At 36.9% G+C, this 22,090-nt stretch carries 16 protein-coding genes; 14 read left to right on the plus strand and 2 right to left on the minus strand.

Going from position 1 to position 22,090, the window contains the following annotated elements; translation table 11 throughout:
- Positions 1–14: 14 nt before the first annotated feature.
- A complete protein-coding gene (locus tag HND50_06960; protein NOG44952.1) occupies positions 15–1,139 on the minus strand; it encodes a cysteine desulfurase in 1,125 nt (374 codons plus the stop codon).
- Positions 1,140–1,458: 319 nt separating this feature from the next.
- Here HND50_06960 and HND50_06965 point away from each other — a divergent pair, with 319 nt between their 5' ends.
- Together HND50_06965 and HND50_06970 are read left to right on the plus strand one after the other, a co-directional pair.
- Positions 1,459–2,274: a hypothetical protein gene (locus HND50_06965; protein NOG44953.1), complete on the plus strand. Its 816-nt coding sequence runs from the start codon at positions 1,459–1,461 to the stop codon at positions 2,272–2,274.
- The gene (locus tag HND50_06970; GenBank protein NOG44954.1) at positions 2,264–3,451 is read left to right on the plus strand and encodes a peptidoglycan DD-metalloendopeptidase family protein; all 1,188 of its coding nucleotides are present in this window, start codon (positions 2,264–2,266) and stop codon (positions 3,449–3,451) included. Before HND50_06965 ends, HND50_06970 begins: the two co-directional genes overlap by 11 nt.
- Positions 3,452–3,486: 35 nt before the next feature.
- Here HND50_06970 and HND50_06975 read toward each other — a convergent pair whose 3' ends face one another.
- Positions 3,487–5,646, minus strand: coding sequence for a PBP1A family penicillin-binding protein (locus tag HND50_06975; GenBank protein NOG44955.1), 2,160 nt, complete (start codon positions 5,644–5,646; stop codon positions 3,487–3,489).
- Between the two features lie 192 nt (positions 5,647–5,838).
- Here HND50_06975 and HND50_06980 point away from each other — a divergent pair, with 192 nt between their 5' ends.
- From HND50_06980 to HND50_07035, 12 genes are all read left to right on the plus strand, one after another.
- Positions 5,839–7,518, plus strand: a complete 1,680-nt coding sequence (locus tag HND50_06980) for a tetratricopeptide repeat protein (GenBank protein NOG44956.1) — start codon at positions 5,839–5,841, stop codon at positions 7,516–7,518.
- A 1-nt stretch (position 7,519) separates the two neighbouring features.
- Complete coding sequence (locus HND50_06985) at positions 7,520–8,296, plus strand: DUF4292 domain-containing protein (GenBank protein ID NOG44957.1); 777 nt, start codon at positions 7,520–7,522, stop codon at positions 8,294–8,296.
- A gap of 45 nt (positions 8,297–8,341) precedes the next feature.
- Positions 8,342–9,268: a glycosyltransferase family 2 protein gene (locus HND50_06990; protein NOG44958.1), complete on the plus strand. Its 927-nt coding sequence runs from the start codon at positions 8,342–8,344 to the stop codon at positions 9,266–9,268.
- Positions 9,269–9,295: 27 nt separating this feature from the next.
- Positions 9,296–10,339, plus strand: coding sequence for a glycosyltransferase (locus HND50_06995; GenBank protein ID NOG44959.1), 1,044 nt, complete (start codon positions 9,296–9,298; stop codon positions 10,337–10,339).
- 99 nt (positions 10,340–10,438) lie between these two features.
- Entirely contained in the window at positions 10,439–12,943 is a 2,505-nt protein-coding gene (locus tag HND50_07000; GenBank protein NOG44960.1) for a hypothetical protein, read from the plus strand.
- Between the two features lie 14 nt (positions 12,944–12,957).
- The gene (locus HND50_07005) at positions 12,958–14,268 is read left to right on the plus strand and encodes a glycosyltransferase (GenBank protein ID NOG44961.1); all 1,311 of its coding nucleotides are present in this window, start codon (positions 12,958–12,960) and stop codon (positions 14,266–14,268) included.
- 20 nt (positions 14,269–14,288) lie between these two features.
- Positions 14,289–15,260: a hypothetical protein gene (locus HND50_07010; protein NOG44962.1), complete on the plus strand. Its 972-nt coding sequence runs from the start codon at positions 14,289–14,291 to the stop codon at positions 15,258–15,260.
- Entirely contained in the window at positions 15,260–17,122 is a 1,863-nt protein-coding gene (locus HND50_07015; GenBank protein NOG44963.1) for a hypothetical protein, read from the plus strand. Before HND50_07010 ends, HND50_07015 begins: the two co-directional genes overlap by 1 nt.
- A 70-nt stretch (positions 17,123–17,192) precedes the next feature.
- Positions 17,193–18,578 carry a hypothetical protein gene (locus HND50_07020; GenBank protein ID NOG44964.1) on the plus strand — a complete coding sequence of 462 codons (1,386 nt, stop codon included), beginning with the start codon at positions 17,193–17,195 and terminating at the stop codon, positions 18,576–18,578.
- Between the two features lie 2 nt (positions 18,579–18,580).
- A complete protein-coding gene (locus tag HND50_07025; protein NOG44965.1) occupies positions 18,581–19,843 on the plus strand; it encodes a diaminopimelate decarboxylase in 1,263 nt (420 codons plus the stop codon).
- A 17-nt stretch (positions 19,844–19,860) separates the two neighbouring features.
- Positions 19,861–20,394: a phosphopantothenoylcysteine decarboxylase gene (locus tag HND50_07030; GenBank protein ID NOG44966.1), complete on the plus strand. Its 534-nt coding sequence runs from the start codon at positions 19,861–19,863 to the stop codon at positions 20,392–20,394.
- Between the two features lie 141 nt (positions 20,395–20,535).
- Complete coding sequence (locus HND50_07035; protein ID NOG44967.1) at positions 20,536–22,089, plus strand: 2,3-bisphosphoglycerate-independent phosphoglycerate mutase; 1,554 nt, start codon at positions 20,536–20,538, stop codon at positions 22,087–22,089.
- The last annotated feature ends 1 nt before the right edge of the window (position 22,090 follow it).

A 22,090-nucleotide genomic window follows, 5' to 3' on the forward strand; every position in this document is an offset into this window, starting at 1 on the left:
TTAATCCTGGATAGTTATTTTTCTAAAACTTGTAAAATAATTTCAACAGCTTGTTCTATTTCCTGTTTTGTTGTGAAACGGCCAAAACTAAAGCGAATGGCTGAGTTGATTATTGCATCAGGTAAGTTCATTCCCCTTAATACCTGTGATTGCTTTATGCTGCCGGAACTGCATGCAGAACCTACCGAAGCCGATATTCCGGCCATATCTAGTTTTAATAAAGTGCTCTGATTGTCAAAATCAACGAAAGAGAGATTGGAAATATAGGGACTACGATTAGCGCTATCTCCATTTACTTTTAAACCCGGAATTTTTGAAAGTAATTCCGATTCAAAATACTTCTGAATTAACTTAACCTCCCGCCATTCTGTGATATGGTTTTCCATTAATTCTACAGCTTTCCCAAAACCAATTATCCCTGTCAGATTTTCAGTTCCGGGTCTTTTATTTGCTTCCTGGCCGCCACCAAAACTAAGTGCCTCCAATAAAACCCCATCGCGGATAAATAAACCACCAACACCTTTTGGTCCATAGATTTTATGAGCAGAAAATGACATCAAATCGACATTCAATTCTTGTACATTCAAATACATTTTAGCAAAGGCCTGAACCGCATCGCAATGAAATAGAATGTCTTTCTGCTTGCAAACTTCACCTATTTCTTTGATTGGAAAAATGGACCCTGTTTCATTATTTATATGCATCATTGAAGCAAGAATTGTATTTGGCCGGATTGAATCTTCAAATTTTTGAAGATCTATTTCTCCATTTTTTTCTGGTTTAAAATAAGAAACTTCAAATCCTTGACCTTCCAAAAACTTTATCGAATCCAAAACAGACGGATGCTCAATAGCTGAAACCAGAACATGATTACCTTTATCTTTATTGGCCAGGCATGCTCCAATCAAAGCATTGTTATTGCTTTCTGTTCCGCCACTTGTAAAAACCACTTCTTTTGATTGACAATTAATTTTGGACGCGAGTAAATCCCGCACTTCTTCTAATTTAATCTTGGAACTTTGCCCATGGCGGTGCGGGCTTGAAGGGTTTCCAAAAAAACTCTTCTGCCAATCATACATTGCTTCTGAAACTCGTATATCAACAGGTGTTGTGGCAGCATAATCGAGATAAATTTGCATACAGTATTCTTCTTTAAAACAAGGTGGCTAATTTAATGGACATGGAATAAAATCAAAAAGAAAAGTTTTTTCGATTAATGGAAATTAACCGCAATATCACTTAGGAACCGTGACCCACTTAGCTAATAGATAAAAATGTAAAAGCCTGGAATGCTATCAATAAAAAAAGCCCCGAAAAAAATCCCGGGGCTTTAAGGCATACATTAGGAGGTCCTAGCCTTTGGTTTTTTATTAGACGGAACATTATCTTTTTTGTTCCTTTCATTATATGATAATTTTTTACTAACTTATTATAAGTTATCTACTTATCCGGCTATTAATGAAAACAACCCATTGTTTAAGTTTCTGCGTAGTAATTTTTTTGATGGTTTCTGACTTACTTGCTTCTTTTGAACCAAAAGCAGCAGGCGTTTCACAAACAAGTTTATCATTAGCTGGTGTTGCGTCTTTATATAATAATTTCCAATCTTTTATAAACCCCTCTTTGTTAGATTCAACAAACCAATCTGTTAGTTTTTTTTATAAGAATCACTATGGCATAAAAGATCTAAATCAGATTAGTTTACATGGAGAATTCTTAGCAAATTCATGGCCTGTAGGATTTGGAATTTCACGCTATGGCAATAAACTCTATTCCGAAACCCAACTAACATTCGCAACATCATACAGTCTAAGTGATGATATAAAAATCGGCTCCAGTTCATCGTTTTATTTTTTAAATATTAAAAATTACAATTCTGATTGGACCTATGGATTTTCTCTGTCATTTTTGTATACTCTCAGTTCTCAAATAAACATTGCTGCGGTTATTCAAAATTTTAATGAACCCAAAATCGGTTCAACAAACGAAGGATTACCTGTATCCGCAACAATTGGTTTAATGTATTCACCTATTCCTGAAGTGGAGCTTTTAGCTGATGCTTACAAGGAAGATTATTTCGATTTTGAATATAGAATTGGTGCCAGAATAAATATAATTAAAGAGGTCGGTTTGCTAATTGGTTTCCGTGAAAATATCAACAGTTTTTCTACAGGACTTGAATATTCAGCCTCTGTTTATTCTATTAAATATGGGATTGATATACACCCTGTTTTAAATTTAAGTCACGCATTGGGGTTAAATTATGCTTTTTAAGATGATCAGCTTATTTTTTATTGTGTGCTCATTTCTTTTTGCACAGGATAACACCGACAAAGAATTAAAAACCAACCGCTCGCAATTGAGCAAAATAAAATCGGAAATTTCGAGTTTGCAAAAGCAGCTTACAAAATCTCAAAAAGATGCTTTATCAGTTAACAAGCAAATTGATCTTATTGATAAAGAGATAGCCCTAATTTCGAGAGCCAAAGGTTTAATGGTTCGTGAGCAACGTATCCTAGAGAAGCGGTCAAAAAATAACCGCCGTGTATTAGATGAGACAAAAGATAAACTTAAAAAACTAAAAAATCTGTATGCCGAACGGCTTGTTTATATGTACAAATATGGCAAGATAAAAAACCTTGCTCTCCTGCTAACTTCCAATTCTTTTAACCAGGCGTTTACCCGTTTTCGTTATCTGAAAATGATTGCCGAATACGATGAGAAAACAATTAAATCAATTGATGAAAAACAAAAAAGTATTGAGGTAATTCAAACCCAACTGGCAGATGATATTGATGCCAAAAGCTCAAGCATCCGTGACAAACAAAAAGAAGAACAAAACTATAAAACAAACCTTGATAAAAAAAACAGGCTACTTTCTAATATTAAAAAAGACCAGTCTTTTTATAATTCACAAATTAAAATAAAAAAACAAGAGCAGGAAAAATTAACCTCAATAATTGTTGTGCTGGAAAAAGCGCGACAGGCAAAGCTAGCGCAGTCCGGATCAAAATCTACAGAAGAATTTGTAACTATTGACTTTGAGAATTTCAAAAAAGGTAAGGGCAAACTTCCCTGGCCTGTTAAAGGCAAAGTTGTCAGCAAGTTTGGCAAGCAATACGATCCTGTTTCAAAAACGTCAGTAAATAATTCCGGGATTGAAATCCAGGGCAAGATCGGCACTCCGGTTAAAAGTGTGTTTACCGGCGTTGTAAGAATGATAACCTATCTAGGCGGATATGGAAATACAATTATTGTCGATCATGGAAATGGCTATTATACAGTTTATTCACATCTTGGTGAGATTTACGTTCGTAAAAATAATATTATTGAAACCAACCAGATTATTGCACAGGTTGGAGATTCGGGTTCTCTTGCAGGCTCAAAACTGCACTTTGAGATTTATGGCGGGAATCAATCCTTCGATCCTCAGAAATGGCTGAAAAGGTAATATTTCAAAAGGGTGAAAAAAACAAGTTGTAATTATCAAAACCTGCGTCGTTTTTTTCTGGATGTATCAAAACCAGTATGCACATCGCAAGCTTCATTTGGTTTGTTTTTTGAAGTAAACAAAGCTGACATCGTATTTGGACAATATGCTGTTGCTGATTTTTGGGTTTCGAGACAAACTTCATGCTCAAAAACACCTGGCGAATTTACAAATGTTCCCCTGTTAAAACTTACACTGTCATACACAGACTTCATAAAATCTGCCCAAAAAGGCAAGGCCACTACACCACCGGCCATTCCAGGGCCAAGAGTTTGCTTTTGATCATCCATCCCAACCCAAACACCTGCAGCAATATCCGGAGTATATCCAACAAACCAAGCGTCTGTAAAACTGTTTGTAGTTCCTGTTTTCCCTGCTGCAGAGCCATAAAATTTATGTTTCCAACGGATTGGCCCACCCGTGCCATGATTGACTATACCTTCCATCATATCTCTTACAATGTGCGTCGTTTCTGGAGAAAGCACTTCTTTAGGCTCGGGGATATTTTGGTAAATCACCGAACCATTTTTGTCTTCAATTTTTACAATTGAGATTGGCTTTACATGTAATCCGTTATTAGCAAAAATCCCATAAGCAGAAACAAGTTCCAAAGGAATTACTTCTGAAGTGCCCAAAGCCAAAGATGAAAATGGACGAATTTGGGTCGATATGCCCATGGCATTTGCATACTGTTTTACAATTCTTGGATGAACTTCATTTATCAAGCGAACAGCAACCAGGTTTAGTGATTTTCGAATAGCGGTTGTAAGTGGTGTTAAACCTCCGCGAGATTTGTCATAATTTTCTGGTGTCCAACGTGTCCCGTCTGCATTTATTTCCACTGTTGGTTGATTGTGAAATTGTGAAGCTGGAGAATAACCATTATCTATAGCAGCTGTATATAAAAAGGGTTTAAATGAAGACCCCGGTTGTCTTTTTGCCTGCGTTACCCGGTTGAATTTTGATTTTTCGAAATCACGTCCGCCTACCATTGCCAAAATCTGCCCATTGTGTGGGTTTAAAGCCACAAAAGCAAGCTGAACCTCTGTCTGCTCATTAAAAGCTGTATCGCTCAAAGTTTCTTTAAGCTCTGCAAAATCTCTTTGGTTTCGCACTCTTTCCTGGATTGTGTCAATATTTTTAGTAATGGATTTCTCCATATATTCCTGAAACTGAGTATTAAGTGATGTATAAACTTTTAAGCCATCTTCATAAATATTGACATCCAAAGAATCTTGTAACCGGTTTAACTGCCGCCGAATATATTCAACAAAATAGGGTGCGGATTGTATTTTATTGGGATCATTTAATTCAAGATTTAAATCTTTCTGTTTTAAACTATCAAACTGAGCCCGTGAAATTTTATTATTATCCAGCATCATGCTGAGCACAATATTGCGCCTTTTTTTGGCTCTTTCCGGGTGGCGAATTGGCGAATACCATGATGGACCTTTTAAAATTCCTATCAGAAGGGCTGCTTCACTATTATTAAGCTGATCAAGCTCTTTATCAAAATATCTCTTTGCAGCAGATTGAATCCCAACTGCATGGTTTCCAAAATCACAAATATTGAGATACATTTCGAGAATTTCGTTTTTACTGTACGTTTTTTCCAATTGAATGGAAGTAATCATTTCCTTTATTTTTCTGGTTGGGGTTTGTTCATATCCAAAATAAAGATTTCTTGAAAGCTGCATTGTAACAGTACTTCCACCACCGTGAATTCCTCCATAGCGAAACAGGTTAACAAAGGCCCTGGCAATTCCTTTTGAATCTATTCCCCAATGTTTATAAAAACCCCTGTCTTCAGTAGAAAGAAGTGCATCAATTACATTTTTGGGGATTCGTTCGTAAGGTGTATATGCCCGGTTTGATGTGAAAAATGAATGGAGAAGCTCTCCATCTGAGGAGTAAACCTGTGTAGCAATTGCCGGGTCAATCCGTTCCAGTTCTTCAAATGATTGCAAATCATCTTTGATAGAAAAGAAAAATATGATTATAAACAGAACAAATAAAAATGCAACCGAAGAGAGAATCCAGGTTGATTTTTTAAATTCTCTGGCTGGCTTTTGATTAAACTGGGCACTTTTTGTTGATTTGCTTGTTACCGGTCTAATTGTTGTTGATGTCGGATGTCCGCGTTTTTTTCTTTTCATAGCCTCTGGAACTTTTTTTAATTATTTGATTTAAACGACAACTGTTGTCTTGTATGCGATGCTGTGATTTTATTTATTACTAACACGCAGCAAAAGCTAACTAAAAGCTAAAGTTAAAGCAACCAGAGCCTGATATAGCTTATTTAATGTTTAGTTGTTAAAAACCATAGAATCTACTAACTTTGCGCCCTTATGAAAAAACAATATTTTAAAATATTTATTATTGCCCTTCTACTCTTTTCATGCTCTGCAAACCGCACTTTGGTTTCTGAAAATAAATCTCCCCGTGAAAAGGTTTCTCTAAAAGCAAGGGAGTATTTCTTAAAAGGTATCTTTTTACAATCAAAAGAACGCTATAGCGACGCACTTGTTCAATTCCATAAAGCTCAGATTTTTGATACAACATCGGCAACAATACATAATAGCCTGGCTGAAAATTATTTAAAATTAACAGAACTTGAACCGGCTATTTATCATCTAAAAAAAGCAAAGCGTTTGCAGCCGGATAATATTGAGAGTTATCGTTTGCTTGGAGAAATACATTTAAGACAAAGAAAATATTTTCAAGCAATTGAAGCATATGAATCTGCATTAAAGCTCGACCCATTTGATGATACAGCCCGTAATTTTTTATTTTTTTTATATGAAAAAACAAATCAGCCGGTTGCAAAAGCAAAGTTGTATGAAGGCATGCTTGATTTGTACGGAAAGAATAAAACGATTTTAACATATATTGCCAAGGTATACGAAAAGCAAAAAGATTTCCCTAAAGCACTACAATATTTAAACATGATTTTGGAACTTGATTCAACGGATGCCGAGAGCCATTATTTTAAAGGACGATTGCTTGAAGGATTAGAGAAAAAACACGATGCGATTTTGAGCTATGAAAGCGCAATAAAAAATTCTGCAGATGACACAGATATTGTTGGCAGACTGGCTTATTTATATCGAACAACAAATCAATATCAAAAAGTTATTGATCTTTATGAGCCGATGTTTTTAAAGAATGATAAAAATATTGTAGCCCGTATTTCTATGGCTGAGTCATATTATTTGTTGAACAAACCGGATAAAACCAAAGAACTTTTAGTTCCCATAGAGAATGAAGAAAATATTCCAGTTGGAGTTTTTGATTTACTTGGCCGCATTGAACTGGAGCAAAAAAACTATCCGGCTGCACTTGGCTATTTCAACAAAATTATTACAAAAAATAAAAGAAATCGATTTGGTTGGCTTTTCATGGGATTCACATATTCGGATATGAATGATTTGGATAAAGCGGCCGAAACGTTTCGGGAAGCTGTGACATATATTGAAGATGATGCAGCCATATGGTCCTGGCTTGGCGTTACACTGCAACGTCAAAAAAAGTTTGCCGAGGCGATTGAACCATTTCAAAAAGCAATTGCGATTGATCCAAAAAACACAAATGCACTAAGCTCTTTGCCGGTGGTTTTGGAAGAACTCGATTTATTTGCACAAAGTGACAGTGTTTATGAAGCCGGTTTAAAAACCCTTCCGGATAATGCACTATTATTAAATAATTTTGCTTACAGTTTATCGGAGCGTGACCAAAGATTGCAGGAAGCTTTTGAAATGTCACAAAAAGCAATTTCCATAGAACCGGATAACGGGGCATACCTCGATACAATCGGTTGGATTTTATATAAATTGGGCAAATATGACGAAGCGAAGGACTATATTCTAAAATCAATTAGTTTGCGTCCAAAGTCTGCTGTTGTATTAGATCATCTCGGGGATGTATATTACAAACTCGATGATATTGCAAATGCAAAAAAATACTGGAAAATGTCAATAGAAGTTAAGCCGGATAACCCTGCCGTACTGGATAAAATAGCTAACAATTAATATGTCAAAATATATCTTCCTTTTTTTATTTCTTTTAATAATCAGCCAAAGTTGTGGTGCCTTAAAAAAAGTAGTAAAACCCGATCTTGAAAACACAAGTTACAAAGCCCTTCTTCAGCATCACTCAAAATGGCAAAGTTCACTACATTCGCTTAATGGTGATCTCAGGATAACACTGGATACGCCACAATACGCCGGCAATTTTAATGCTTCAATTTTGGTCAACGAACCGGATAGCATGCTGGTAACTGTGACAGGCCCTTTTGGAATGCACCTGGGAAAAGTTTTTGTTTCAAAAAACCGCTTTATTTTTTACAACCAGGTTAATGATCAGTTTATGAAAGGTGCACTGGATGATTTTGAAGGCCGGAATTTTTTACAGTTTCCATTGGAAATAGGTCAATTAAAAGATGTGTTTGTAGCTCGCGATCCGTTTGATGTCCTTGAAAAAAAGCTCTTTGAAATTCGTGATGAAAAATACTATCTGGAAGCAGCCAACGGAAATTATAATTATAATATCTGGTTTGATCCGCAATACTTGATGATAAGCCGTATTGAATATCTGAATGAAGGCAAAATTGAATTTGTAAAAGAATACAGCAATTGGCGCGAAGTTAATGGCATTCTATTCCCGCATCTCGTAAATTTTGTACGGCCTGATGAGAAGCAGGGATTTTCCATAATCAGTACGGATTTGAAAATTAATAATTCTATTGATCCGACAGCCTATAAAATCAAAGTTTCCGATTCTGCTACTCAAATTGACTTGAGTTTGTAATTAACCAATTCGAATAATACCACTGAAAAAAACAAAATATTTAACATGAATGTCTCAATCGTTGTACCGCTTTTAAATGAAGCGGAATCATTAAAAGAATTAACAGAACGCATCAAAGAGCAACTTCAATCAATAAATAAAACATTTGAAATTGTCTTTATTGATGACGGGAGTACAGATGATTCTTTTGAAGTATTAAAAGCTTTAAAAAAAGATCATCCTGAAATTCATATTATTCAGTTTAACCGAAATTTTGGCAAAAGCGCTGCTCTGTCCGAAGGATTTAAGACAGCATCGGGAGAGATAGTTATCACGATGGATGCTGACCTACAGGATGACCCGGCTGAAATCCCCAAACTAATTGCTCAAATTGAAAGTGGTTATGATCTGGTTTCCGGCTGGAAACAAAAACGCAACGACCCTATAGGAAAAACCATACCATCAAAGTTTTTTAACTTTTTTACACGTCAGTTAACCGGCATAAAAATCCATGATTTTAACTGTGGCCTTAAAGCCTACCGACAGCAGGTAATAAAAGCTATTCCCGTTTATGGAGAGTTGCACCGGTATCTTCCTGTTTTAGCGCATTGGCTTGGTTTTAAGGTTGGTGAGCTCGTTGTAACACATCACGCCCGTAAACATGGATATTCAAAGTTTGGTGTTAAACGTTTTTTTAACGGCTTTTTTGATTTACTTACTGTTTTATTTATAACCCGCTTTCGCCAAAAGCCACTTCATTTATTCGGATTTATGGGTCTGGGATCTTCGCTTTTAGGTTTATTTATTTTAGCCTATTTATCAATATTGTGGTTCCAGGGATACGGCATTGGTCAGCGACCGCTTTTTTTCCTGGGTGTACTTTTAATTATTGTCGGCGTACAGTTTTTCTCAATTGGGTTGATTGGTGAAATGTTAATAAACACACAGGATAGCAAATCAATCAATTATACAATTAAGAATAAGCTCGATTAATACATTTATATTGGCCCAGTTAACCGAATGAACAGCCAAACTAATCCAAAATTTTCAATAATAGTCCCAACCTTTAACAGGGTTGAAGAACTAAAAGAACTACTTGCTTCCTTTGGCCAATTAAACTTCCCTGCAAATCAATTTGAGATAGTTGTTTCCGATGACGGTTCCACGGATGAAACAGAAGAGCTGCTGCAATCATATATTAAAAAAAATGAATTCAATTTAGTCTATCTCCGGCAGGAAAATAAAGGCCCCGGTGCTGCACGCAATCATGGCATGGAAAAAGCAAATGGGGAATTTTTTATTTTTGTAGATTCTGATGTAACCATGCCTGCTGATTGGCTCGAAAATATTTCAATTACTTTGGATGCCGAAAAAGCAGATGCCTTTGGCGGACCTGATACCTTCCGTGATGATTTTCCTCCATTATTAAAAGCCATTAATTATTCGATGACCTCGTTTATTACAACCGGTGGGCTGCGTGGTAAAAAAGGAAAAAAACTTGCAAAGTTTTATCCACGCTCCTTTAATATGGGATTAAGCCGGAAACTATGGCAAAAAATCGGTGGTTTTGGATCGTTGCGCCATGGGCAGGATATTGAGTTTAGCCACCGAATTATTCAAAGCGGTGCTAAAGTTGTTTTTGTGGAAGATGCTCCCGTTTATCATAAAAGGCGTACAAATCTCCGCAGATTTTATAAGCAGGTATTCAATTGGGGCGTGGCGCGCATAAATCTTTATAAACTTGATAAGGGAATGCTGGAAGTTTTACATGCTGCCCCGGCCTTTGCGACCCTTTTTGTTTTTCTTTTTCTCATTTTACCATTTATTTTTAATGGGTTAATGTCATTATTTACATGGGGCATTATCCTTGGTTTCTTTGTTTTACTATTTTCTATGATTGATTCTGTCCGATTATACAAATCGCTAAAACCGGCGCTTTGGTTGCCTTTTGTTATGCCTGCCCAAATCTTTGGTTATGGCCTGGGTTTTATTTATAATTTTGTTCGTCGGGTAATTTTAAGCAAAGAGGAAAAAACCGGTTTTAAGAAAAACTACTATAAATAATCGTACAAAAATCCTCTGTTTTGTAAATAGATAAAAAACTGTACATTAAGCGCTACAATCCAATAATTATTGTAATAATTAAATCCAAGGAATTCCACCGTGGCAAAAAAATCAAAAAAGACAAAACAAATAGAATCCACAAAAAAAACGGTTGAAACTAAATCCATTAATCTTAGCGATAGAAAACAGGATTATATCTTCCTTGTAATATTAACCGCTATTCTTGTTTTTATTTTAAAACCGATGGTTATAGATGGCCTTTCACCTCAGGGTGTTGACGTATTGGCCTCTATCGGGACAAATCACAAAGTGTTAGACTGGACAAAAGAAAGTGGTGATAAAGCTCTTTGGAACCCGAATGTTTTTGCGGGAATGCCTCGCTACCAGAGAATTCCACCGGTGACATTTTCCATTGATACAATCCTTAATTGGCTTGGACGTTTTTTTAATAATATTTTTATTTACTACCTTTTTGGCGGGATAGGCGCGTACCTTTTTCTACGATACTTAAAAATGTCGCCTGTTATCAGTTTTGCAGGTGCCATAACCTTTGTATTAATGCCACACTACAAATCACTTTTTCTCGAAGGTCACAATACAAAATTAAGAGCCCTACTCTTGCTTCCCTGGATCAGTCTAACTTTTAAATATTTTCTGGATAAACGAAGCCTGCTTGGTGCAGTCTTTTTTGCACTCGCTTTTGGGACCCAAATACGCACCCAACATTATCAGATTGTTTTTTACACCGGCTTATTAGTTTTTGCAATTGGCATTTATCCAATTTTGCAGGATCTAATCAAAAAAAATTACACGCGTTTTACAAAATCCAGCTTTTTGATTATTGCTGCGGTTACATTAGCAATTATGACCGCCTCCCAACCTCTCTTTCTTGCAAAGGAATATTTGCCGTGGTCAAAAAGAGGTAAAACAACCATTAACCTGGCTGACCCGGCCAAAACAAAAAGCTTAGACAAATCTGATGGGGTATCCATTGAGTATGCCACACAATGGTCAACTGCACCAAGTGAATTACTTACATGGGCAATCCCGCGTTATTATGGCGGAATGAGCCGGGAAAAATATACCGGTGATGCAATCCCACAATTGAAAGGGCAGGAAATTCCCGGCTATTGGGGCGAAATGCCTTTTACACAAAGCTATGAGTATATGGGCGCAATTACACTCTTACTTGCAATGATCGGACTTTATTACAATCGTAAAAATAAGCTTTTGATTAGCCTGGCCATATTTGCCGGATTTTTAACATTGCTTTCATTTGGGCGTCATGCGGATTGGTTTTATTCCATTTTTTATAATTATATCCCTTTCTTTAATAAGTTCCGCGCCCCGATGATGAGTGTTACAGTTACCTTTTTTATCATGACTGTTTTTGCAGGATTTGGTTTAAATAGTTTAAAAAATATCAAAAGAAATTTAAGCTTTAAAGAACATAAACCATTGTTAATTATCCTTGGCTCCTTTTTGGGGATAGGAATTATAGTTTGGTTGGTTGGGCAGGGTTTTTCATTTACAAAATCAACCGGTGAGCCATACAATGCCCAAACTTTGGCTGCAATTAAAACTATCCGCCAGGAAATGTTTAATGGAGACATGCTGCGTTATATAGCTTTGATTTTAGCTTCAGCCGTTGCCATAATCGCCTATCTAAAACAAAAAATTCCTTTTACAGCCCTGGCAATTCTTTTGGTTTCAGTAGCAATAATTGATTTGGGAAATATTCAAACACGTGTTAATAAAAAATATATAAATGTTAAAAAGCTTGAAAAAAGCTATTTCGGAATAACGGAAACGGACCAAACAATACTCACAGACAAATCCGTCTACCGTGTTTATCCTCTGGGTGAGCAGTTTGGCAACAACCGCTGGGCGTACTATCATCAATCCATAAGCGGCTATACGCCAATCAAAATGTTTACAATTGAAGAGTTTGTTCAAAACAATCTGCAGGGAGGCCGTTTCGCCAATCGAAATATTATGCAGATTTTAAATGTAAAATACCTGGTTAGCCAATCAGATTTACGAGCGGCTGATTTACAGCTTGTAAATAAAAACCAGCGCCATGGACTTAATACTTATTTGTATATAGATCACCTCAAACGTGGTTTCTTTGTTGGAGAATACACAAAAATTGAAGATGAATTTGCCCGTTTAAAAGAATTGAACAAGCCAACATTTAAAGTGGACAGCGTGGCCATTTTAGAGGTGGATTTACCTGAGAAGATTAGCACGCCGGACAGTAGTGTTGTGTCCGTTTTATCCTCAACCCCAAATCTGACAGAATTTAAAGTCTTTACAGATAAACAGGCGCTATTTGTTATTTCTGAAATCTATTATCCTCCGGGTTGGAAAGTTTTACTGGATGGACAAGAAGTTGAAAATATTTACAAAACGGACCATGCTATTCAGTCTATCGTAGTACCGGCCGGAGAGCATACTGTTGAGCTTAAATTTGAACCTGAGTCGTACGAAAACAATGTATTATATGCAGCAGGCTCCTTAGGTTTATTATATCTGGTGATTGTTTCTTCGGCAATTTCTATGTTTTTAAAAAACAAAAATGAAAAAGTTGAGAAGGCCGGTTAAACAATAAAACATCAATGAAAAAAGTCCTGATTATCACTTATTACTGGCCACCAGCTGGCGGACCAGGTGTTCAGCGTGTATTAAAGTTTGCCAAATATCTGCCTCAATTTGGATGGCAGCCAATTATTTTAACCGTTACAAAAGGCGTTTACCCTGCGCTGGATAATTCCCTTCTTAAAGAAATTCCTGATGGTTTAAAAGTCTTCCATTCAACATGTCCCGAGCCAGATTCATTATATAAAATATTCTCAGGCTCGGGTAAAAATAATTCAACACCCGTAGGCGTTTTAGCTGGAAAAAATGTTAGTTGGAAAAAAAGACTCGCCCATAATATCAGGTTAAATTATTTTATCCCGGATGCTAAAAAATTTTGGCGCAGATTTGCTGTTAATGCCGGTAAAAATATTATCGGGCAAGAAAAACCCGACCTGATCTTTAGTTCATCTCCTCCACCGACAACACATTTAATAGCCAATGATTTGGCAGTAAAAAGTGGGCTTCCCTGGATTGCTGATTTTCGCGATCCCTGGACAAAAATTCATTACTATGGTGAAAACAGAAGCAAACGTGCCCAGAAAAAAGATATCGCTTTAGAACGCAAAGTTTTAGCCAATTGTAGCAAGGCCGTTTGTGTCAGTGATCATTTTGCCAAGCTGCTGGAATGCAATGATCCCACAAAAATTGAGATTGTGCAAAACGGATTTGATTCTCAGGATTTTTCAGCGCAACAGCAAAGGCCAGATAAATTTAAAATAACATATATTGGCGGACTAAACCCCAATCGATATTATAAATCGTTTTTTCAACATATTCACTCATTGCTGGAAAATAAAAAAATCCCTGCAAAGGAAATTGAACTTGGGTTTGCCGGGCAAATTGACAACACTATAAAAAATGAATTAATTACACTTTTTAGTAAATTTGATATCTTGAAATTTCATGGCTATTTGGAGCATCAACAAGCCATACAATTGATGCAAAAAAGCAGTCTGCTACTTCTGTTTATGGAAAACAAAGGCAACTACCAGGGCCATTTACCCGGGAAACTTTTTGAATATCTGGCCTCCGGTACGCAGGTTTTAGGTGTTGGACTTTCAGAAGGAGAAGCATCTAAAATTCTGGAGCAAACAAAATCAGGAAAAATTATTGATAACCAATCAGATCCATCAAAATTGGTTTTGCAGCATTATGCAGATTGGCTTGGCGGAAACAAACCAGAACCCAATCAAAAATTAATTAACAAATTTGAACGTAGACAACTAACAGAAAAACTTGCACATATTTTCGATAATATTATAACCGATAAAGAGGAACCTATTTCATGAGCTTGAAAAAGAAACTCTTCATGCTCGATAAATTTGTAACTGATTTAAAAAGCTTAAAAGAACGCTATAAAATTCCGGAAAATTTGAATAGCCGGCAGCTTGGATATTACTATTTCATTTTTGAAGAAAACCGGTTGGCTGTAGGAAAAGACCAGGCATTGATTAAAAAATTTGATAAGAACGGCATTCCTATTAATAAAACTTATATTGATGTGACTGACAAAGATTACGTCTATTTTCCAATTTCCATCGGTCAAATGGGGCTTTCCATTTTTCACACATATTTGAAAACTAAAAGTGCTGTCGACAAAAACCGTTTTCTAAAATTTGCTGATTGGTTTTATGACAATGCTGAAGTTGATGAAAAACTTGGTGCGCGCTGGATGACTGATGTTTCTTTGCCACAATATAAAAATCCCGGGCCGTGGCAATCAGCTTTTTCTCAAAGCCGTGGTATTTCCATTTTATTGCGCGGCTACCAATTGACGGATAACCAAAAGTTTGCTGATGTGGCCGAAAAAGCGCTAATCCCATTTACAATTCCTGTTTCGGATGGCGGCGTTACCTCTTTTACAAAATGGGGGCCATATTACGAAGAATACACATCAACCGAGCCAACAATGGTTTTAAACGGCAACATTTTTGCCCTTTGTGGTTTGCATGAATTTACACGTGTGTTACCGGAAAATAAGCTCGCACAAAAACTATTCGATGAGGGTCTGCAAACCCTGGAAAAGGTTTTACCGGAATACAACCTGGGATTTTGGTCACGCTATAATTTATGTGAAGCCGATTGGCATCCTGATATTGATCCCGCAACAATCGCTTATCAGCGTTTGCATGTAAACCAAATGAACATGCTTTTCCGGTTAACGGGCAATGAAATTTTTAATTCCTATGCTCAAATCTTTGCCAAACAAGACACTTATTTTAATGCACTAAAAATGTACATAATTAAGTTCAAAGCCCTAAAAAAAATCGGGAGATTGTAATGGCCGGGGTTTTACTTTTACAAAATAAGGCGCATCAAAAGCAGGAAGTTTTCAATGAAAAATGCGCACAGCTAAAAAACCAAGCCCTTAAAAAGTTTGGCCAGTCTTTTAAAAACATTGTTTTCAAACAACCGTCTCAAGATACATTTATTATCCTGTTTCAAAAAAATGAGCAGCAAAAATATTTTAGTGATGATAATGGAAACTGGCTTGCGTTTGAAGGTACCGTTTATGCTTTGCATGAAACTAAAAGTTACAATGCCAACGAACTTTGGGAGCTGTATAAAAACAATCCTGATAATTTTGCAAATATATTGGATGGCCATTTTGTTATAAAACTACATGATGCACAAAAAAAACAAACTGTCATTATAAATGATTTTATAAAGAATAAAACAAATTTTTGGCTGGAAACTGAAAACGAGTTTATGTTTACGCCTTTTTTGCTTTTGAGCGCGGTAATTAAAAAACCGGAACTCGACCACCAGGCTTTTAATGAATATTTGTGGCGCTATTACATTATGTCCGAACGCTCCATGCTGAAAGGTGTTAAACGCTTACAAGCAGCTTCCGTTTTCACAATTACCGATGGCAGTTTGCAGCAAAAACGGTATTGGGATTTCCCGAAAAAATTTACAAAACTATCTTACAAGGAGTCGCTGGCTAAACTATTGAAAAGCTTTAAAGATACTGCCCGGCTTATCAACACAGATGGGCGAAAACCTTTGATTGAATTTACTATGGGTCAGGATTCGCGTACAATTCTTTCTGCATTTCAAAACGAGGAAATACCTTTTACCACAACTATTTACGGCAAAGAAGATTTCCATGAAGTTGTTGGTGTAAAAAAAATGGCCGGTCGCCACGGCTTTAAAACACAACACGTACAGTTACTGGACAGTTTTCTAAACACTCCCTGGCAAGATGTAAAAAATTCAATTTTATTGGGCAGCGCGGAAGAGCCTGCTTACCTGATGGGCCGTATCCTGCACATGCGAAAACAATATCCCGGTTTTTCGGAAAGCCTTGCAATTAACGGCGTGCATGGGCGCTTTTACAAAGATGGTATTTGGAATGAAATGTATGTAATGAATTTTTTCATGGAACCAAAATCATTTAAAAGTGATGTTTTTATAAAGTATCGAGCACTAAACAAAAACTATCGTGATGACATTTTTACAGATGAATATAAGCGTGTAAAAAACAACTCTCACAAAGCTGTAAAAAAACTAATTTCTGATTCTATCTCCGGATTTGAAGAATCCCCTATGGCAATTCAGGCTGATAAGTTTGACCTTGAACATTATTGTATTTTTGGCACCGTAGGAAATAATTTATGTAACATGGTCATTGATCTTCATTCACCTCTTCTTTTCCGGCGTAACCTGGAATTTGCACTCACCCTTCCTGTAAAATGGCGCAACAAACTTTCAAAAATTCAGCGTGGAATTGTTCATGGCTTGTCCCCAAATCTTGCCAAAGAAAAAACTGATTTTGGTGGCATAAATATGATTCCAAAAAATGCTTTTACAATGATTCCTTTTTTATGGAAGTATTGGTTTTCACAATCCAAAAAATTTCGTGACAAGCTAAAAAGCCTTATGGGGATTTCAGTTAAAACACAGTTGCAAAAAGCCTGGGATTATCTTTCCATTTACCGTAATTTTCTTGCCGATGAGGAAGTTCAAAAACTACTGAACTATGAAGATATGATTTTAGCTGACATCATAAAAAAAGATGAATGGCAGGTTATGATGAAGGAATATCAAAATTCCGAGTATCACACACTTGACAGGCTGGAGTATTTATTAAAAATTGTTACTGTAGAATATTTTCTAAAAAATTGCAGGGAAATCAGCTAAATAATATGTAAGTTTGGTTTTAAATAAACCATTTAATTATGCTTTCATAAAGCACAAATCTAAAGACAAAATGATAAACGAATTAAAAAGACTCTTAACCGGCGGCGGCGATGAACGCATTACAATAACTGAAAAAGGTACAAATAAATATCACCTTAATCCTGTAGAATATTCTGATTTGTTAAACCGTGGCTCTTGCACCAGCGGTAGTTTAAACCAGGAAACCTTCAATCTAATTGAAAAAGTTAATCCCCAACAATATGAAGCAAATTTTGAACAGGAAGTAAACAATCATGCACAAGATTTAAAAGACCTTTTTAACCTTAATGGCGACCCTTGTTTTGAAGTGTTTTTTGCACCTTCCGGGAGCGATCTTGTCTATTATCCACTTCTTTTTAACCGCCTTTTATATCCGGATAAAGACCCTGTTAATATTTTAACTTGCCCGGAAGAATTAGGGTCGGGCTCTCAAGTTGCTGCACACGGGAGATATTATTCGCAATTTAACCAGTTTGGCAAGCAGCTCGAGATGGATTCGCTAATCAGTAAAAATATAAATCCTGATGTAAAATTACTTCCGGCACGAAACAAGCTTGGATACATCAGCGATAATCATTCCAATCTGGTTGATTTAATAAAAACAAATTCCCCACTGCCAAAAATTGTTAACCTGGTTTATGGCAGTAAATCGGGCATTGAAGAAAGTTTGCACACTATTGATGAGTTTATCCGGCCGGATATTATGTGGACGGTCGATCTGTGCCAGTTCCGAAATAAAAAAGTTTTAATCAATGATCTGTTATCCAAAGGTGTGATTCTATTAATTACCGGCTCAAAGTTTTATCAGTCACCGCCATTTTGCGGCGCTTTGCTTGTTCCAAAAGATTGGTGTAACAGACTGGCTGATTGTGATCCTGGCCCTGCAGATGATTTTACTAATATTTTTACAAAATATGATTTTCCTGAATGCTTGCCAAACATTCGCAACCGGTTCCACGATTTTAAAAATGTTGGTCTGCACTTACGCTGGAAATGTGCTTTGTACGAGATGAAAGAATTGGATAAAATTGGCGAAGAAGGGACTTATTCTACTATTTTGAATTGGAACAAAGAAATGATGAAGGCCATTGACAAAAGCGACTACCTTGAGCCAATGCCGGACATGGATTTAACAAACAAATCAATTATTTCATTTCGAGTAAAAAATGGTGAACACTATTTTGACAATACTGAATTGAAATCATTGTTTATTAATGTTGTAACTGCAAAACATGGCAAAATAAAGGGGCATGATAAAATATTTATTGGCCAGCCCGTAAAATATGATTCCGGTTCATTTATTCGCCTAGCGATAGGTTCTTACACGGTTAGGCAGTACATAAAAACTCAAAATAATGATTATAAAGACGATTTAGAGATTATCCGCATTATTGAAAACGAGGCAAAAAAAAGATAAAAATGAAGATCCGTTTATCCGCATCAGAGATAAGTTTAGTCCTGAAAAAAGCCATTCAAAGTGGTCAGTTTTCAAATGAAGACTCAGCTGTCATTTTTCAGGATCTTGGGTTTCTTGAAAATCGTATAAAACACCTCAAACAGCTTTTTCCAGAAAACACGCTTCATGCCATCGCAGCAAAAGCAAACCCGCTTCCGGCAATTTTGGAACATATCCGTCCTATAGATGTCGGTGTAGAGTGCGCCACTTTAAGCGAAGTTTACCTGGCACAAAAAAGCGGTTATGATCCTAAAAAAATTGTTTTTGATTCACCTGCCAAAACAATTGAAGAGATAAAGTATGCCTTAAAAGCGGGCATCCATATAAATGCAGATTCTTTTGAAGAACTCGAAAGAATCAACAATTTGCTTAAGTCCAATCCAACAAAAAGTATCATTGGTCTTCGGATTAATCCACAAGTTGGCAGTGGAAAGATCAGCATTACTAGTGTTGCCGGAACTTATTCAAAATTTGCAATTCCCATTACTGAGTTTGAAAATGAGTTGATAGAATCTTATCAAAAATATGATTGGTTATCCGGCATTCATATGCACATCGGATCGCAGGGTTGCTCATTGGATCAGTTACTTGAAGCGGCCGAAAAACTTTCATTGTTGTTGGGAAAAATTGGAGATTTTATAAAATGGGTAGATATTGGCGGTGGACTACCTGTTATTTATGAAGAAGGAAAAACAGCTCCATCGATGGAAACCTATGCAACCGAATTACAAAAACGTTTTCCTGAATTATTTGATGGCAGATATAAAATAATCACAGAATTTGGGCGCTATATTCATGCCAATGCCGGGTGGACAGCTTCAAAAGTAGAATATGTAAAAAAGTCTTCCGGAGTAAACACAGCGGTTATCCATGTTGGAGCAGACCAATTAATGCGCCGGGCGTACCAGCCTGAGTTTTGGTATCATGATATTTCTGTTGCGGATAAAAATGGGAATTTAAAACCGACTACAAGAACTGAAAACTATACAGTCGCCGGGCCGCTTTGTTTTGGTGGTGATATTATCGCCAGAGATATTGAACTGCCCGTTATTAATGAAGATGATTATATTATTATTCATGATACGGGAGCTTACACGCTTAGCATGTGGTGTCGGCATACAAGCAGGCAAATCCCAAAAGTTGTTGGTTATCAAAATGATGGCGGTAAATTCCAGACCTTAAAAAAAAGGGAATCGTTGGAAGATGTTTACAATTTTTGGAAGTAAATTAGAAGGAATAAAATATGAAAATATTGATTGCCGTAACCTCATCAATTTCAGCCTACAGGATTCCAAATCTTGTATCCCAATTAATAAAACAAGGTCATGAAATTATTACAATGATCTCAGAGCCTGCGAAAGCTTTTGCATCGCCCCAGGCACTTGCCGTAATGAGCCAGCACAAATGTTACGAAGACAGCGACGAATGGAGCAACAATGATGATGTTCTGCATATAAAATTGGCTAAATGGTGCGATGTTTGTCTCATTGCCCCACTCACGGCCAACACACTGGCAAAAACCGCCAATGGCATTTGCGATAATCTTATAACATCAACTATTCGTGCCCTTGGTGATACAAAACTTATTTTAGCACCGGCAATGAACACACGCATGTGGGATAACAAACTTACCAAACATCATCTGGATTTAATGGCAGAATATTATAATGTTGCGGTAATCGATCCTGTTGAAAAAATCTTAGCTGATGGTGATGAGGGCATTGGCGGGTTGGCTGAGGATGAGACAATTATAAAAGAAGTGGAAAGTAAGAAGTAGGAAGGAATATAGAACATAGTTCGTTTAGTGATGACCAGTAATTCATTATTCCATCACTCCAATAATTCATTATTTCTTCAAGTTACTATTAAAAAAAAATACAGTTTAAAAATATTAATTTTAGAAAATGGAGTTTTAAAGATGAGACCGGTTTGCATAATTGTGCGTGATGGTTGGGGACACAACACAAATTCAAAAGGAAATGCTGTTTTGGCGGCAGATACGCCCAATGTTGATTCATATAAAGAAAAATATCCCTGGACTTTGATCCACACTTCCGGTGAACCCGTTGGATTACCCGATGGATTTATGGGCTCAAGCGAAGTTGGACATTTAAACCTCGGTGCCGGACGAATTGTTGTACAGGAGCTAAAGCGTATTGATGAAGGTTTTAAAGATGCCTCCATTTTTAACTCTGATAAATGGCGGGACCTGATTTCAAACTGGAAAGAAAATAATTCAAATCTCCATTTAATGGGGCTGTTGCAAGATGAAGGTGTCCACGCGCACCAGGATCATCTTTTTAAAATTATGAAGCAAGCCCGTCTGGAAAATCCTGATGGTCGGATGATTATTCACCCCTTTTTGGATGGCCGGGATTCTGCACCTAAGAGTGCGCCGATGTATTTGGCTACTTTAAATAAGGTTATGCAGGAAACCGGAAACTGCACAATTGGAACGATGATGGGCCGCTATTATTCCATGGACCGCGCCAAAGATTGGGATACTACAGATAAAGCATATCATGCATTGATTTTAGCACAAGGCCGTGAAATGAATGATGCCATTTCTGCCGTTGAAGAATCCTATCAGAAAGACAAAACCCCGGATAACGTGGCCATGTTCGATGAATATATCCCAATCCATATTATGCAGGGTTATCAGGGAATTAAAGATGGTGATTCAGTCTTTCATTTCAACTACAGGCAGGACCGTGCAACCCAGCTAACAAAAGCTTTTGTGGATGACAACTACCCCGGAAAACGCACATCACGTTCTGTGGTGACTTATCTTGGTTTTACACGCTATTATGACGAGCTTGAGCAATACCTGATGGGTGCAATGGGTGGCGGTGGTGCCATGGATAATCTTTTAGGTGAGGTCATTTCGAACGCCGGATTGAAACAACTACGAATTTCCGAAACTCAAAAATTCCCACATGTAACCAGTTTTTTTAATGGCAAAAGTACAACACCATCAGCAAATGAAGACCAGGTAGAATTAAAAAGTGAAATTGATCCTGCTGCTTTTGCTAGTTTTCCACAGATGGAAGCTGCTGCAATTAATGAAGAATTATTGAAGCGCCTGCAGGACAATCCATACGCATTTATAGTTTTAAATTACCCCAATGCCGATATGGTTGGACATACCGGTGATTTTGATGCAGCAAAAAAAGCCGTAGAATTTGTTGACCAGAGCCTTGGCCCTGTTATTGAACGACTTTTGGAATTGGATGCCCATATTTTGTTAACTGCCGATCATGGCAACTCTGAACAGATGATCGATTATGAAACCGGTATGACTAAAACCAGCCACACCACTTTTGATGTTGAGATGATTTACATCGCCAATGATGCGCCCGGCAAAAAACTTATTGAAGGTGGCAAGCTTTCTGATTTAGCCCCAACAACCTTAAAACTGTTAGGTCTGGAAATACCAAAAGAAATGACGGCCAATGTGTTGATTGAAGGATAGT

Source organism: Calditrichota bacterium (genome assembly GCA_013112635.1).
Taxonomy (GTDB): Bacteria; Calditrichota; Calditrichia; order Calditrichales; family J004; genus JABFGF01.